Annotated in this window: 15 protein-coding genes; 6 read left to right on the forward strand and 9 right to left on the reverse strand. The window is 65.0% G+C overall.

Annotated elements, in window-relative coordinates; translation table 11 throughout:
- Positions 1-10: 10 nt before the first annotated feature.
- Positions 11-1618 carry an ABC transporter substrate-binding protein gene (locus tag CH295_RS01715; RefSeq protein ID WP_094739568.1) on the reverse strand — a complete coding sequence of 536 codons (1608 nt, stop codon included), beginning with the start codon at positions 1616-1618 and terminating at the stop codon, positions 11-13.
- Positions 1619-1730: 112 nt separating this feature from the next.
- Here CH295_RS01715 and CH295_RS01720 point away from each other — a divergent pair, with 112 nt between their 5' ends.
- The 4 genes from CH295_RS01720 to CH295_RS01730 all read left to right on the forward strand — a co-directional run bounded on the left by CH295_RS01720 (position 1731) and on the right by CH295_RS01730 (position 5018).
- Positions 1731-2945 carry a PucR family transcriptional regulator gene (locus CH295_RS01720; RefSeq protein WP_037190661.1) on the forward strand — a complete coding sequence of 405 codons (1215 nt, stop codon included), beginning with the start codon at positions 1731-1733 and terminating at the stop codon, positions 2943-2945.
- Positions 2946-3172: 227 nt separating this feature from the next.
- The gene (locus CH295_RS27650; protein WP_170945704.1) at positions 3173-3325 is read left to right on the forward strand and encodes a hypothetical protein; all 153 of its coding nucleotides are present in this window, start codon (positions 3173-3175) and stop codon (positions 3323-3325) included.
- Positions 3322-4389, forward strand: coding sequence for a TerC family protein (locus CH295_RS01725; protein WP_037190659.1), 1068 nt, complete (start codon positions 3322-3324; stop codon positions 4387-4389). The genes CH295_RS27650 and CH295_RS01725 overlap by 4 nt, the downstream gene beginning before the upstream one ends.
- 80 nt (positions 4390-4469) lie before the next feature.
- The gene (locus CH295_RS01730; RefSeq protein WP_037190670.1) at positions 4470-5018 is read left to right on the forward strand and encodes a Dps family protein; all 549 of its coding nucleotides are present in this window, start codon (positions 4470-4472) and stop codon (positions 5016-5018) included.
- Between the two features lie 67 nt (positions 5019-5085).
- Here the strand turns inward: CH295_RS01730 and CH295_RS01735 are convergent, their stop codons facing one another.
- Complete coding sequence (locus CH295_RS01735) at positions 5086-5547, reverse strand: hypothetical protein (protein WP_037190657.1); 462 nt, start codon at positions 5545-5547, stop codon at positions 5086-5088.
- A gap of 119 nt (positions 5548-5666) precedes the next feature.
- On the opposite strand from CH295_RS01735, the gene CH295_RS01740 reads away from it, so the two are divergent.
- Positions 5667-5864 (forward strand): CsbD family protein, encoded by a 198-nt coding sequence (locus CH295_RS01740; protein ID WP_027496220.1) that lies wholly within the window; start codon positions 5667-5669, stop codon positions 5862-5864.
- A gap of 82 nt (positions 5865-5946) precedes the next feature.
- Here the strand turns inward: CH295_RS01740 and CH295_RS01745 are convergent, their stop codons facing one another.
- The gene (locus CH295_RS01745) at positions 5947-6675 is read right to left on the reverse strand and encodes an EAL domain-containing protein (RefSeq protein ID WP_252341859.1); all 729 of its coding nucleotides are present in this window, start codon (positions 6673-6675) and stop codon (positions 5947-5949) included.
- Positions 6672-7925 (reverse strand): PucR family transcriptional regulator, encoded by a 1254-nt coding sequence (locus CH295_RS01750; RefSeq protein ID WP_037190655.1) that lies wholly within the window; start codon positions 7923-7925, stop codon positions 6672-6674. Before CH295_RS01750 ends, CH295_RS01745 begins: the two co-directional genes overlap by 4 nt.
- Positions 7926-8277: 352 nt before the next feature.
- Here CH295_RS01750 and CH295_RS01755 point away from each other — a divergent pair, with 352 nt between their 5' ends.
- Positions 8278-9465, forward strand: a complete 1188-nt coding sequence (locus tag CH295_RS01755) for an esterase/lipase family protein (protein WP_094739569.1) — start codon at positions 8278-8280, stop codon at positions 9463-9465.
- A gap of 42 nt (positions 9466-9507) precedes the next feature.
- Here the strand turns inward: CH295_RS01755 and CH295_RS01760 are convergent, their stop codons facing one another.
- Genes CH295_RS01760 through CH295_RS01780 form a run of 5 tightly spaced genes read right to left on the reverse strand, consistent with a single transcriptional unit; the run spans position 9508 to position 14578 of the window.
- Entirely contained in the window at positions 9508-10530 is a 1023-nt protein-coding gene (locus tag CH295_RS01760) for an LLM class flavin-dependent oxidoreductase (protein WP_094739570.1), read from the reverse strand.
- 34 nt (positions 10531-10564) lie between these two features.
- Entirely contained in the window at positions 10565-11395 is an 831-nt protein-coding gene (locus tag CH295_RS01765) for a galactosyltransferase-related protein (protein WP_094739571.1), read from the reverse strand.
- On the reverse strand, positions 11392-12396 hold the full coding sequence (locus tag CH295_RS01770; protein ID WP_094739572.1) for a glycosyltransferase: 1005 nt from the start codon (positions 12394-12396) through the stop codon (positions 11392-11394). The genes CH295_RS01765 and CH295_RS01770 overlap by 4 nt, the downstream gene beginning before the upstream one ends.
- The gene (locus CH295_RS01775) at positions 12393-13502 is read right to left on the reverse strand and encodes a glycosyltransferase (protein ID WP_094739573.1); all 1110 of its coding nucleotides are present in this window, start codon (positions 13500-13502) and stop codon (positions 12393-12395) included. Before CH295_RS01775 ends, CH295_RS01770 begins: the two co-directional genes overlap by 4 nt.
- Positions 13499-14578: a glycosyltransferase family protein gene (locus CH295_RS01780; protein ID WP_094739574.1), complete on the reverse strand. Its 1080-nt coding sequence runs from the start codon at positions 14576-14578 to the stop codon at positions 13499-13501. Before CH295_RS01780 ends, CH295_RS01775 begins: the two co-directional genes overlap by 4 nt.
- Positions 14579-14740 lie beyond the last annotated feature (162 nt).

Raw genomic sequence — 14740 nt, forward strand, 5'->3', positions numbered from 1 at the left:
TGATCGACGGTCACGAAGAGCGAGTCCACGTCTGCAACGACCACCACGGACCCCACGTGACGCCGTGGGAATGCGGCTCGAGCACCGGTCCGGACATCGTCCAGTCCGAATCCTTGGATACGTAGGTGTGATCGAGAAAGACGAGGAAGACGTATCCCGGATCGGCCACGTAGGCGCGCTGCATCTCCCGATACGCCTCCGCGCGCACCGCGGGATCGAGGCTGCGCCTGCCGGTGTCCAGGGCGGCGTCGACCGTCGAGTTCGAGTAGTCGGCCGCGTTGTCGTAGATACTTCCGACGCCCGGCGCGACGAACGACGAGTCGAGTGCGCGATAGGCCTGAGTATCGGCATCGTAGGGCTCTTCTCCACCGCCGAGCAGCGTGGAATCGACGCCGATTCTGGGGTCGATCCGGTCCCAGGACAACGCTTCGAGGGTGACCTCGACCCCCACCGCCACCGCATCGGACGCGAAGGCCTGGGCCAGATCTCGCCGTACGGTATCGGTCGAGTTGTACATCACGGTGATCTCCGCGCGCTGCCCACCACGCGCGCGAATGCCATCGGGACCGGGGAGCCAGCCGCCGTCGGACAGTATCTGCCGGGCAGCGGCCGGGTCGTACTCGAACACCGCAGTCGGCTCGTAGGACTCGCCGAACACGGACGGTACGGGGGTGGCCGCCGGTCGGCCGTATCCGCCGAGGACCCCGTCGATCATCGCCTGTCGATTCACGGCGAGATTGAGGGCGAGCCGCATGTCTCGGTTTCCGGTGACCGGTGAGTTCGTCGGTAACGACACACCCCGCCAATCCGCGGAGACGTTGGACGACAACGTCATGCCTTCACGTCCGTCCAGACTCTGCGACAGAAGCGGCGGCAGGTTCGTCCCGTCGATGTCGCCTGCCGCCATCCGCTGGGCTCTGGTGTTGTCGTCCGGGACGTACAGCAGGGTGAGTTTCTTCACCTCGGGCGCTCCGCCCCAGTAGTTTTCGTTGGCCTCGAATTCCGCTCGATCCGGTGACAGATCGACCAGGACGTAGGGGCCGGTTCCGACAGGAGCGCGGTTGAGTGGCGATTCGGCGGCGAGCCCGGGATCCGCGACGGCCTCCGACGGGACGATTCCGATGAGCAACTTCGTCGGAAACGGCGCGTACGAGTACGCAAGTCGAAATTCGACGGTCGAATCGTCGACCGCGACGACGTCGTCGATCATGTCGAACGACGACCGCGCCTCCGACGCCGAAGCCGGATCCAGAATCGCCTCGTAGGTAGCGACGACGTCTGCTGCGTCGAACGTGGACCCATCGGAGAAGACCACCCCATCGCGAAGCGTCGCCGTCCATACCGTCGCATCGTCGTTGGCCGTCGGAACCTCGACGGCGAGTGCGGGTTCGAGCGGTGGCAGACCGTCGGCGCCGCCGATGCGCAACAACCCGTCGTACATTTTCGCCTCGCCGGCAGCGCCGTACCCGGCGACCGGGTTGTACCCGCCGAGTTCGTAGCCGTCGGCCAACACGAGTCCATCCGAGGATACGAGTCCCGATTGCGACGGTGCCGAGCACGCAGTCGAGAACAGCGCGCACGAGATCGCGACGATGGCTGTCGAGCCGAGCTTGATCATCTACCTGCCTAAGTCGAACGTCGAGTCGAGCGCAACGATGCTTCCACACCCGTGTAACCGATCGGTGTCGGCGGCTTACCATGATGGGAGTCGACGAGGAGCAAGACACCACATGGCCACACAGCGGGACGCGGTACCGCTCGACACGGTCGCCGCGCTCGCCGCGTCGGACGCAGGCGGACTCGACGTCGCCTTACTGGGCAGCTTTCTGCACGTTCTCACCGACGCGGTGGATGCGGGCGTCCCCCTCAGACGCAAGCAGCTACGCGAATTTCGTGCGCAGGGCGATGCCGCGGCGCGGGCGGGAGTCGCATTGCGCGCCTTGCTCGATCTGTATTTGAGCTCCGCGTGGCGGTTGTGGCGCGAGCTGCCCGCCGTCGCCGCGGCCGCCGAGGATCCCTCCGGCGTCGTCACCGCGGGCGAAGTGATGCTGCGTGCGGTCGACGACGCGGTGGCCGAACTGGCCGAGGGCTATCAGCTCGCGCGTCGCACTCTCGTGCGCGCCGAGGTGCTCGCCCGACGCGAATTCGTCGACGATCTGCTCTCGGGCACCTCCGATGTGGCCGGGGTGCTCGGGCGTGCACAGGCCTTCGGGCTGGACCTGTCGAGTCCACATGCGGTGGCCGTCGTGACCTCGACCACTCCGTTCACCGACGCCAGCTCCGCGATCGGCCTCGTCGAGCGCACCGTGCAGGGGAGCAAGGGCGATGCCGAATTACTCGTCGCGACCAAGCAGGACCGTTTGATCCTCGTGTTTCCGGCACCCGACCTGGACGCCGTCGACCACGTACTGACCCGGGTGGGACGCGCCCTCGGCACGCCCGCCCTCGCGTCGAACGAATCGGTCGATCTCCGCCGGGCGGGCGAGTACGGCCGGACACAGATCGGGGTCGGCCGCGCTCGAGGTGGAGCTGTCGGTGTTGCGGCGTCCTACCGAGAAGCGCTCGACGCACTCGAACTGGCCTCGGCACTCGGGCTCGACGCACCCGTTGTCGATGCCCGCGATCTGCTCGTCTATCGGGTGCTGATCAGTGATCGCGCGGCTATCGCCGACCTGGTGGACACGTTGCTGACCCCGCTCCTGGTCGCCCGCGGTGGAGCAGGTCCCCTCCTCGAGACATTGCAGGTGTACTTCGACACCGGCGCGAACTCTGCGTCGACTGCGCGCCGCATGCATCTGTCCGTTCGCGCGGTCACCTACAGATTGTCGCGAATAAAGGATTTGACCGGGCAGGATGTGGGCAACCCCGTCGAGGCATTTGCGCTGCACACAGCGGTGCTCGGCGCAATGTTGCTCGACTGGCCGTCCACCCGTCTGTCATCTTGACCTAGCAAAGATGCTTACATTGCCGGTATCCGGCAACCAAATGCGACAGAAGATGTCCGCAAAACGACCATGCCTGCAGGAAAGTGAACAGTCACACTGGAGTAGTCGAGGTCGAAGCCGCACGAGTGGAGCCCGCGGAACGACTTGTCGAGCCGCACCGGGTCCACTCGCGGCCAGTAACACCATCGAATTCGGACGTACGAGAAACGTAAAGGAGCATGTGACAGATGTCGTTGACACAGAAGCTGACATCGTTCGCTCGCAGCCCGCAGGGCAAGAAGATGATCGATCAAGCACGTCGGTACGCGACCAAGCCCGAGAATCAGGCGAAGTTGAAGCAGCTCGGCAGCAAATTCACTAGTAGAGGTGGCCGTTCATGAACGTCGTCCCGTGGTGGGCATGGGCGGCATTCGGTGCCGTCGTCCTGATCCTGTTGGCCATCGACCTGTTGGCGCACCGCGGTGCCCACATCATCGGCTTCAAGGAAGCCGCGTGGTGGAGCGCCCTGTGGGTCGGTGTGGCCATCATCTTCGGCATCGTGGTGTTCTTCACGTTGGGAACCACGGCCGGAGTCGAATACACGACGGCTTGGTTGCTGGAGAAGAGTCTGTCGGTCGACAACCTCTTCGTCTTCGCGCTGATCTTCGGTTACTTCAAGGTTCCGCGTGAGTACCAGCACCGCGTGCTGTTCTTCGGTGTGATCGGTGCCCTGGTCTTCCGTGCGATCTTCCTGGCCGCCGGTGTGGCCATCGTCAGCAAGTTCGCTGCCGTTCTGTTCGTCTTCGCAGCCATCCTCCTCTACAGCGCTTACAAGCTGATGAAGGACGAGGACGACTCGTACGACCCGAGCACCTCGATCGCAGTTCGCCTGCTTCGCAAGATCATTCCTGTCCGCGACGAATACGAGGGCACCAAGTTCTTCGTCAAGGAAGCCGGCAAGCGGGTGGCCACGCCACTTCTCGCCGTCGTGGTGGCGATCGAAGCCGCCGACCTGGTCTTCGCAGTGGACAGCGTTCCTGCCGTTCTCGCGGTGACCGACGACCCGTTCATCGTCTACTCCTCGAACGCGTTCGCCATCCTCGGCCTTCGCGCCCTGTACTTCCTGCTCGCAGGGTTGCTCGAGAAGTTCCACTACCTGTCCAAGGGACTGGCGATCATCCTCGCCTTCATCGGCGTCAAGCTGATCCTGCAGGCCGGACACAAGGTGATCAGCACCTCGATCCCCGAGATCCCCTCGCTGGTCAGCCTGGTGGTCATCATCGTGGTCCTGGCAGGCTCGATCATCCTGAGCCTGAAGAACCCGCCGAAGGAAGACGACGAAGCAGGCAAGATCGACGAGGTCGCCGCCAACAGTCCGATCGTCGATCCGACGGATGGAACATCCACCGCCGGCACGTCGCCGACGGGAACCTCCGGTACGGATTCACCGAGACTCGACAAGTAGAAGCACCGCACGAGACATGCCCCGCCGATCTGTTCGGCGGGGCATGTTTGTGTTCCGGGGCGTTGGGGCAATCACTGATCATGGCTGAAAAGAACTCGTACACCGTTCCCGGACTCACCTCGGAAAAGGGCGCGCGCGTCGCCGAGATCTTGCAAGATCGACTGAACGCGTACAACGACCTCCATCTGACGCTCAAGCACATTCACTGGAATGTCGTCGGACCCAACTTCATCTCGGTACACGAGATGCTCGACCCGCAGGTCGAGGCTGTTCGTGGCTTCGCAGACGATGTCGCCGAGCGCATCGCGACCCTCGGCTCCTCCGCCAAGGGCACACCGGGCACCATCGTCTCCGAGCGCACCTGGGACGACTACTCGATCGGTCGCGCGACGGCCATCGAGCACCTCGGAGCTCTCGACCTGGTCTACACCGGTGTCATCGAGACCACCCGCAAGAACATCGAAGAGGTCGGCGAGATCGACCCGGTGACCGAGGACATGCTCATCGGCCAGAGCGCGCAGCTCGAACTCTTCCACTGGTTCGTGCGGGCACACCTGGAGAACTCCGGTGGTCAGCTGTCCACCGCCAACGCGACCAGCGAGGTCGACGCGGCGAAGCAAGCAGGCTAGACACTCACACTCCAGCACCGACCTCGCCGTCAACCGGCGGGGTCGGTGCTTTTTCGTGAACCGGCGGTCAGTCGGCCGGCCTCGCTTCGTGCCCGCTGCGGCCGTGGGTTCGACGCTTTTCCTTCATCTCGGCCTCGAAGACGTGGCGACGTCCGTCGAGCAACTCGTCCCGGACGGCCCTCTCGTGCTCGCGCAACGGACTCCAGTACCCGTCGTCGAATTCTTCGACGAGCTGGAACGTCCAACGCCCCGGTGCGATGTTTCGACCGATCATGTCGTCGTCGATTCGCTGCGCGATCGCGTCGTGATCTGCATCGGCAAGTGCCTCGACGGCCTCGCCCAGCAGCAGGTCGGAATGTCCCATCAGTTGGTGGAACGAGTAGAGATGTCCCCGGGCCCGCTCCACGCACTCGAGCGCCTCGGACATCTTTCCCACTGCGGCCACGGTCGCGTCGTCCACGCCGCTCGGGCGCCGATGTTCGGCCGATGGGGTCTCGTGTGACGGCTGTGCACCGATCTCTGTATCCATTGGCGAGGACTACCCCGATCACCCCGGCACTACCCGCGCGCGCTTCGATGATTACTGCGGGCTGTCACGGGTATAGCTCCTCGTGAACGGATAGAACAATCGATTTCGAGGAGTTCACCATGGCTGATTTCATCGACAAGGCAAAGCACAAGGCAGAAGAGCTCGTGGGCGAAGCCAAGGAAAAGATCGGCCACAAGACCGACAACGACGACCTTGCTGCCGAAGGCGCAAAGGATCAGGCGTCGGGCAAGACCAAGCAGGTCGGCGACGACGTCTCGGACGCCGCAGGCAACATCAAGGACAAGTTCACGAACTGATCGTCTCGATCGGTCGTACCGAAACCCCGCACCAAGGCCGAGGCCGTGAAGGTGCGGGGTTTCCTCGTCCCTTGGCCACTCGTCAGATCGGCGGATTCGGCAGCGGCATCGGACGGCCGAACAGCCAGCCCTGACCGAGGGTTGCTCCCAGCGACACGGCTCGACGTAGATGCCTAGGGGTTTCGATTCCTTCGGCCAGCAGAACGGCATCACTCGACCGAACATAGGCCCGCACCTGTCGCACCGCGGCACGTGAGCGATACGGGGACCGGACGATCGACGCGTCCAGTTTGACGATGTCCGGCGCGACCGAGTCCAACAGTTCCAACGTTGCAGGTGTGGCACCGACATCGTCCATGGCCACCGACATGCCGCGAGCGCGGGCTCCTCGAACCAGGGTCATCAACAACGGGACGTTTCGGTCGAGGTCTCGCTCGGTGATCTCGAGGACGACGTCGAGGTCGTCGCCGATCGCATCGAGGTGGACATCGACGTCGCGTTCGTCGACGAAACAGCCCGGCTCGATGTTGAGAAAGAAGCGCACCCGACGCGAGTACGCGCGCTCGCGCGCCGCGCGGAGTGCAGCGGCGCGGCACGCGACATCGACGCGACCCACCATCCCGCGCTCTCGCGCCAGCGCGAACACGTCCTCGGGTACGGCCAGACTAGGAGACGGCCACCTGGCCAGAGCCTCGTATCCGACGACTGCCCCGGTGGCCAGTTCTACGACGGGCTGAAACAGAGCCGCCACGGACTCCACCTGATCGAGCGCCGCCGACGCTGCGAGCACCGCGCCGTCCGGCGCGGTCACAGTGATCGCTCGTCCACCGGGCGGCGGGCTTCGAGGCGGTCTGCGATCAGAGCAGCGTGCAGCCTTCGCAGACCGGACGGCTTCATCGGATCGAGTCCGGTGAGCTGCTCCACCCTCTTCAAGCGGTAGTCGACGGTGTTGGGATGCACCGTCAGCCAGGTGGCCGTCTTCTTTCGGTTGGAGTCCGAGTCGACGAACGCTTGCAGAGTCGGCAACAGGTCGACCGAATCGCGCAGCGGATCTATCAGTGTCACAAGATGTCTGCGACCCAGGCCCGGCCTGCTCACCTGGTACTCGAACACGAGATCCGAAATCCGGTACGTCCCGGGTGCGTACCGGAGGCGACGCACGAGACTCAGCAGTTCGTACAGGTGGGGCGAGGTCGTGGCGATGTCGTCGATCGCGGCCGACCCGGTCGTCGCGGTCACCGGCACCTGGCCCGCTTCGGCCAGACGATCGACCAGTTCGCCGATGTCGACACCGGGGACGTCGGGCAGCAGGACGGTACCGCCGGTGGGACCGATGGACGCGATGGGCGCGCAGGTCGCGTCGAACGTGGCCAGCGCAGTGTGGATTCTTCGTAGCTTTCGAGCCGCCATCATCGCGGCGTCGATCCGTCGGCCACCTTCGTCGACGTGGGTCGGAAAGTGCAGGGCGACAACGTGATAGTCCTCGGCGAGCAGCGTACCCATCCGGTCGGCGATCTTGCGGGCCGTGCCGTCACCGGTGAGCAACGCGTCGAGCAGTTCCACGTCGTGACGGGGACCGTTCTGAGTCAGCGTCCTGAATTCGGCCAGGTAGGCGTCGGCCACGGCTGCGGTGACGACATCCAACAGCTCCATGATCAGGACGGTTCCGTCGACGAGCCGATCGTCGGCACCCTCGTCGACCGCGCGCGGTGCCTGTCGCACAGCCAGTGCGCAGCCCTCGTTGATCGCATGTTGAATACGGCCGAGCGGTACGCCGTCACGCGCCCACCGGGTTGCTGCGTCGCGAAAGACGTCCATCGCACCGGGTATCGGCAGCCGACCGGACTCGAGGACTCCGATCGCCAGCTCGCAGCAGGTCGTCGTCATGTCGTCGAGCTCACCGCGGGCACACTCGCGCGGCGGTGGTGTGTCCTCGGGTTCGCCGAAGTGCTGATCCAGCATGCGTGCGGCCGTCTCTCGCGGCGTCCGCAGACGATCGGACGCCCGTCGCCCACTGACGAACTCCTCCTGCGACACCTGCACGCTCCCTGCTGCCGTCACCGAAGACCCCACCCCTCGAACTCGAAACCTGCTTCAGGTTTGTTTCCCCGCCCCGCCGGCATCGTTCGACGATCGCTCGGCCCCGACCTCGCGTGACTGCATCCGTATCGACCGACGCCGAGCGGGATGCGGACACACGAACAGTAGAACAAAAATCAAACCTGCGGATTGTTTCGACGATTATATCCGGCAGTCCATCTTGAATCGGGACATCAGCTCACTTGTGACGTTCTCTCACATATGAGACATCGGTTGCGGGCGGATTCCAAACGCCTGGCAGGAGAGCGCAATCGACCGAAATCCGCGTTTACTGTTCCGCCTTGTCCAACAACCTCGTCGAAAGTCAGGCTCCATGACCACTTCTCGGACCACCTTCCGCACGACGCGGAAGGCAACGACGGTGCGCGCTGCAATGATCGCGGCAATGGCGTGCTCACTCACCCTCGGTGCCGGTGTTGCAGCACAGGCACAGCCCGCCACCACGCCCGCTCCGCCCGCCACCGTGCAGGGCGACACAGTTGTTCCGCCCGGTCCGACCGAGGCATCGCCCAAGGCAGCCGACCAGGGCATCGCCCAGCCGAACATCGAATCCGCCGCTCCCGCGACGATCACCTACGACCCCCGGACCGAGACCAAGGGCTACGGACCGGAACAGAAGAACTTCCTGGCCGGATTCCTCTACAGCCTCGTCAACCCCGACGTCGCGCCTCAGGGTGCGAACGACTGGAACTGCAAGCCGTCCGCAGCCCACCCGCGCCCGGTCGTGCTACTGCACGGCACGTGGGAGAACGCGTACAACAACTTCGCTCGTATGTCGCCTGCCCTGAAGAAGGAGGGCTACTGCATCTTCGCGCTGAACTACGGAGACGGCGACGCCAGCGTCGTCGGCAACCTCCCGTCGCTGCGCGGCACCGCGTCCGTGGCGTCGAGCGCCAAGGAGATCGCCACCTACGTCGATGCAGTACGTACTGCCACCGGTTCCGCACAGGTCGACATCGTCGGCCATTCGCAGGGTGGACTCGTCACCCGTCAGTACCTGCGCTTCGAAGGCGGTGCCAACCCGGCCGACCCGACGAAGAACAAGGTGAACACCGTCGTCAGCGTCGCCGGCTCGAACCACGGAACGACCCTCGTCGGAATCGGCACCCTGGGCCGCACGATCAACAACATCGGCCTCAACGTGCTCGGCGTCGTCGGGGCCATCGCCGGACCCGCAGCCTCGGATCAGGTCATCGACTCGGACTTGGTCAAGGGATTGGCAGTGGGCGGAGACACCGACCCCGGCATCGAGTACACCGTGATCGGCACCAAGTACGACGAGGTCGTCACCCCGTACAAGACGACGTTCCTCACCGCAGGCCCCGGCGCCACGGTCAACAACATCACCCTGCAGGACGGCTGCGGAATCGACCTGTCCGACCACCTGTCGATCTCGGTCTCGCCTCGCGCGATCGGCATCGTGAAGAATGCACTGGATCCGAAGGGCTTCCCCACGAAGTCGATCCCGTGTGCATTCAACTCACCGATCACCGGCGGCTAGTTCACCTCGGTGAGGGCGATCGGCCATCGACGCCGGTCGCCCTCACTGCTGCGCGGGCACCCATCCGAGCAGGGGCCCGAGCGTGTGTGCCATGTCGGTCAGGATCTGTACGTAGTCCTCGTGGTCGAAGCTGAACGGCAATGCGAACGCCACCTCGTCCACCTCACGAAACGACCTGTCGGCGTACAACTTCTCGGCGATCCTGTCCGAAGTCCCGACGAGGTCGGGCGCGAACAACATCCGAGCCGGACCCTGCGGCTCTAGCGTGCGCGCGAATCGCCCACGCGCGTACTCCTCGTACTTGGCCGTTTGCGAAGGACTCGCACTGTCGGTCGGAATCACCACCAAACCCTGCGAGACCCTCGCATCGCCCCCGGCCGGGTGGAACTCCCGAAAGCGCCGAATGTGCGAGAGCTGGATGTCGTCGAAATCGGTCGACTCCTCTGCGCGCACCACACTGCTGACCAGAAGATTCATCTCGTTCTCACCGGCCCACTGCGCCGACCGCAGGCTCGCTCCCCCGTACCACATTCGACTGCGCAGACCGGGTGAATACGGCTGCACGCGAGCGGAATACGACTCGATACCCTCCGTCCCCGACCACGCCGACGCCGGCTCTCCGGCAACGAACCCGAGCAGCCTCGATACCCGTTCGTACCCGAAATCCTCGCTATCGGCGGTGTCGGGATAGAGCGAATGTTTGACCCACTCGAACTGCATCGGTTGTCCCACACTGACTCCGGGATTGATCCGCCCACCGGACAACACGTCGACGGTCGCCAGATCTTCGGCGAGCCGCAGGGGGTTCTCCCAACCCAGCGGTGTCACCGCCGTACCGAGCGCTATCCGGTCGGTACGCTGCGATGCCGCAGCCATGACTGCGATGGGTGAGGAAATTCCGAACTGCAGGTGACGATGCCGAAGCCACGCGCTGTCGAAGCCCAACTGCTCACCGAGTTCGATGATGTTCAGCGTCGATTCGTGGCCGCGTGCCGGATCGGACTCGTCGAACAGCCCGATCGTGAGAAATCCGAGCGACCGCAACGGACGAGAAGGCGTAGGCACGTCGAGACTCCATTCGGCCGAATTTCGACCCAGCCTAAACGAATCGGTCGGCCGTGCGGCGAATCCCGGAGCCGTCGAACTCGACGAGGCCGCGAGCGGCGAAGGCGTCGAGCCAGCCGATCATCGGCCACCGACCCCATCGATCGAAGAACGTGCGCGCATTGGCGACGATGTCGTCGAGATGTTCCACCGGAGGATCGGAGACCGGATGGAACTGGTGGTAGGCGTGCGCCCCGCCGACCCACCGCAACCCCATGCCCGACGCCTCCGCGCTGGCTGCGAAATCGGTGTCCTCACCGCCGTAGCCGGTGTAGTCCTCGCAGAAGCCGCCGAGTTCGGTCCAGGTCGCTGCCCCGACCGCGAAGGACAGCGACCAGAAGAGATCGAAGTTGTCTCCGTGCTCGACGATGTCGACCGGCGGGTTCGGCCGCGCCGGATGCGGTGCGGTCAGCGACGTCAGAGCCTCGCCCTCGACACCGATGTCCTTCTCTTTCAGGTAGGTCACCGGACCGCAGAGCAGGGATCGTTCGTTGCCGGGCAGCGTTGCCGCCCGGCGGTATCGCCCGATCATGTCGGGGCCAGGAATGCAGTCGACGTCCAGGAACACCAACAGTTCTCCGCCCCGTTCGAGGGCTGCGGCCGCGCCCCGATTGCGGGCGCGAGCCAGCGGGAGCGGACTCTGCGCGGGCATGTCGATACACGTCGCCGCCGAACCCGATCGAGCGAGCACGTCGACGATCGCGTGGTCGCCCATCGAGACGACGACGTGCTCCACCTGCTCTTCCGTCGATGTGCCCAGACCGCGCACCTGAGCGGCCAGGTGCTCGTGTCGACCGGACACCACGGTGACGACGACGGTCTTCACTGTCGCACCGTTCGAGGTGCGGCCAGCTCGATCGCCCTGGCGGCACGGGCGGGCGCTCCCTCGGTACGCAACGCGGACCACCCGCGACCACCGATCTCGCGGGCGCGATTCGCGGTGGTGTGCCACCGAGCGACGGAGGGCCACGAGTCGAGAACTTCGGCGAACGGTCCGCGCGCCAGTGCCGCCGCGGTGGCCGACTGCTCGCCGAAGGGTCGAGCCTGCGGCACCACGATGGCGGGCGCGCCCGAGGCGGCGACGTCGGCAACAGCGTTCTGGCCGGCGTGCGTGACGACGAGTGCTGCCGAACACAACACCGGCCACACGTCGTCCACCCAGTCGCCGCCTGCGACGCCGAGTGCGCGGAACTCGAAGCGGGCGTCCACTGCCGACCACGAGTCCACCAGGTCTCGGGTCAGCGCCGTGCCACCGGCGGCACCGAGAACCACCACCGTCGGATCGGCGTGGGCGCCGACGCGCTCACGTTCGGCGAACCGGCTGATCGAGCCTGCATAGGTGGTCTTCTCGGCGAAGGGGCGCAGCCAGGCCGGGTCGTAGACCTCGCGGGACCACGGCGCGACGATGCGGGTCGCTGCCCGATAGGCGAGATTGTGGATCGGATCGTTCCGCTCCCCCGGAATTGCCATCACGATCACGCGAACGCCCATGAGCCGCAGGAACATCGCGACCTCCACCGATACGTCGACCACCACTGCCCGCGGCCGCTCGCGCGCCACCCATTCCGCGATGATCGCCATCCGCTCGGTCAGACCGTCCACGCCGTGAGGAGCCCAGTGCAGCACTCCGCCTGCCGAACTATCTTGTGCCACAGCGTCCGTGGAGTCGTCCACATCGAGTGGTAACGAGAGCCATTCGGCCGCCGCATGCCCCGGAGGTCGAGTTCTCGAGGACAGCACGGTCACCGGTTCCGACATCGAGCGTGCGATGGCGTCGGAACGGGTGATATGACCGACCCCATGGTGATGCGCGTAGTAGCCGATCATGCGATCGCGAGTCGTTCGTCGACGGAGTCGGCGGACGCGGCCAGTGTCGAGTGGTAGAGCGCCTCGTACTCGTCCACCATCCGATCCATCGAGCACACCTTCTCCGCCCGCGCCCGGACGTCGGACCTCTTCAGCGCTGCCGCCGCGGGGATCGCTGCGGCGAGGCCGTGAACGTCGTCGGCCGCCACCAGAACTCCCGACAAGCCATCGACGATCTCCGGTATGCCGCCTCTGGCGAACGCGGCGACCGGAGTGCCACAGGCCAGTGCTTCGGCCACCACCAGGCCGTACGGTTCGGACCAGACCGGCGAGACCAGCGCGACCTCGGCACCCGCCACCAATGCCGCCAGGGCGGGCTGATCGAGGTGTCCGACGTACTGGATGTTCTCGTCGAGCATCGGCTCGACGTACTCGTGGAAGTACTCGAGATTGCTCAGCGGGCCGGCGATACGCAGCGAGCGGCCCGCTTCCTTCGCAGCCGCAATGGCCAGGTGCAGCCCCTTCTCCGGGACCACCCGACCCGACCACACCACGTAGTCACCGCCGGTGCCGAACGGCCAGTCCGCCAACGAGATTCCGTTGCGAATGACGACGGTTCCGTCGGTGACATCGGCCCACTGCGAGGCAGCGAACTCGCTGACCGCGGCAAATGTGTTGGCACGGGGAGGGGCCAACGCAACTGCGGACTCCAGCCACGCGAACGGAGGTGTGTGCAGTGTCGTCACCATCGGTACCGACAGCGTCGCCGACATCGCCAGCGGAAGGTAGTGCAGGCTGTGGTTGTGCACGATGTCGAAGGACCGAGACAGCGTCCCGGCGAGTTCCAACATGACCGCCAGGTACGCGTGATGCTCGCGGATCGCGGTGGGAGTGATCGAAACGTCGGCGACGGAGATCGGCGTCAGATCCAGCGTTCGGACCGGCAACAGCGTCGCGTCGAGGTCGACGCTCGATCCGTCTGCAGCGAACAGACTCACCTGATGTCCACGCTCGGCGAGCGCGCGCACCAGGTTGTAGACGTGTGCCTCCAGACCGCCTGCGAATGGCTGGGCCACCGGAAAACTCGACGACGCCAGCACCGCGATGCGAAGTGGGCTCTCGTTCAACGCATCTCCTTTGTCACTGCTGAATAGATCGCTGCATGAGTTGCGGCGATTCGTTGTCGTTGCTCCGCGCGAACGTCGGAATCGACTGCCGGCGTTCGATCGGCGTGCGATGCCCGCACGGCAGCAACGAGGGTGTCGGGATCGAACGAATCGATTCCCATTCGGAAACTGTGCACCTGGGCCTGATCTGCATAGAAGCCGCAGTCGGACGCGACAACGGAGGTACCGAGATCGCGGCAGGCCTCGAGCCAGCCCGAGTGTGTGCCGAATCGGTACGGCAGCACCGAGACGTCGATCGAGGACAGATAGTCCCACAGCGCATCGTCGTCGAAACGTCGGTGCACTCGCACGTCGACATCGGGAAAACTCGTGTAGTCGAGCAACTTTGCGCCGACCGTCGGGCGGTACCAATGGCTGGAGGACTCGAACACGGCCTCGTCGATGTCCAACCGGACGGTGGCGTCGGGCAGAGATCGAGCGGCCTCGACCACCGCATCCATCACAGCCAACGGATCCATGTTGGACCGCAGGTTCTTGGCGTGTACGCCGATGACGAACGAGTCCGACGCCGCGCGCGGTAGAGCCATCCGCTCGAGCGGCACGACGTGCGGATGGTCGACCACCGTTGCCTCGACGCCCCACCGCTCGCGAATCCAGGCAGCGGCTCCCGCGGTGAGGGTGATGACGGCGGCGGCGGCGCGAACCAGTACGTCCAACTGTCGCAGGTGATCGGCGTTGTCGGCGAAATGGGGATTGTGCAGGTCGTGGACGGTCAGAACCAATGGCTGACGGTGGGCGCGCAGATGGTCGACCGTACGGGTGAGCTCGTCCGGCGTGAAGGACTCGAACCCGAAATGCACGTGCAGAACATCGAAGTGCACGTCGGTCTGCTCGGCGAGCCACTGAGCATCGAGCAGTCGTGGGGGCCACCACTGGCCGGGTACGTCGACTCGGGCGGGGGCCGGATCGGGCAGCACGACCACCGACGTGTCGCCGGACTGCGCGGCGTCGCCGACGACGGGCTGCAGGTGCCGGACATAGGCGTGCGAGGACGGAACCGATGCGACGCGAATCATGAATTCCTTCGGGTACGAGCAGGCGGATCGTGCCTGGTCCCGACACGCGATACGTTGCCAGTACCCAGTTGCACCCGGATTCAATCGGGGTTGGCGAAGCCCGTTCACCGGGTCTACGTTGACGAGAGAATGGTCCAACACGAACGAGCACACGACGTCGGG

It is taken from the genome of Rhodococcus sp. 14-2483-1-2, assembly GCF_002259405.1.
In the GTDB taxonomy this organism is placed as follows: Bacteria; Actinomycetota; Actinomycetes; order Mycobacteriales; family Mycobacteriaceae; genus Rhodococcoides.

Bases quoted from the DNA above. Each gene is read 5' to 3' on its own strand.
- CH295_RS01715 (WP_094739568.1), bottom strand. From the start codon at position 1,618: ATGATCAAGCTCGGCTCGACAGCCATCGTCGCGATCTCGTGCGCGCTG.
- CH295_RS01720 (WP_037190661.1), top strand. From the start codon at position 1,731: ATGGCCACACAGCGGGACGCGGTACCGCTCGACACGGTCGCCGCGCTC.
- CH295_RS27650 (WP_170945704.1), top strand. From the start codon at position 3,173: ATGTCGTTGACACAGAAGCTGACATCGTTCGCTCGCAGCCCGCAGGGC.
- CH295_RS01725 (WP_037190659.1), top strand. From the start codon at position 3,322: ATGAACGTCGTCCCGTGGTGGGCATGGGCGGCATTCGGTGCCGTCGTC.
- CH295_RS01730 (WP_037190670.1), top strand. From the start codon at position 4,470: ATGGCTGAAAAGAACTCGTACACCGTTCCCGGACTCACCTCGGAAAAG.
- CH295_RS01735 (WP_037190657.1), bottom strand. From the start codon at position 5,547: ATGGATACAGAGATCGGTGCACAGCCGTCACACGAGACCCCATCGGCC.
- CH295_RS01740 (WP_027496220.1), top strand. From the start codon at position 5,667: ATGGCTGATTTCATCGACAAGGCAAAGCACAAGGCAGAAGAGCTCGTG.
- CH295_RS01755 (WP_094739569.1), top strand. From the start codon at position 8,278: ATGACCACTTCTCGGACCACCTTCCGCACGACGCGGAAGGCAACGACG.
- CH295_RS01770 (WP_094739572.1), bottom strand. From the start codon at position 12,396: ATGATCGGCTACTACGCGCATCACCATGGGGTCGGTCATATCACCCGT.
- CH295_RS01780 (WP_094739574.1), bottom strand. From the start codon at position 14,578: ATGATTCGCGTCGCATCGGTTCCGTCCTCGCACGCCTATGTCCGGCAC.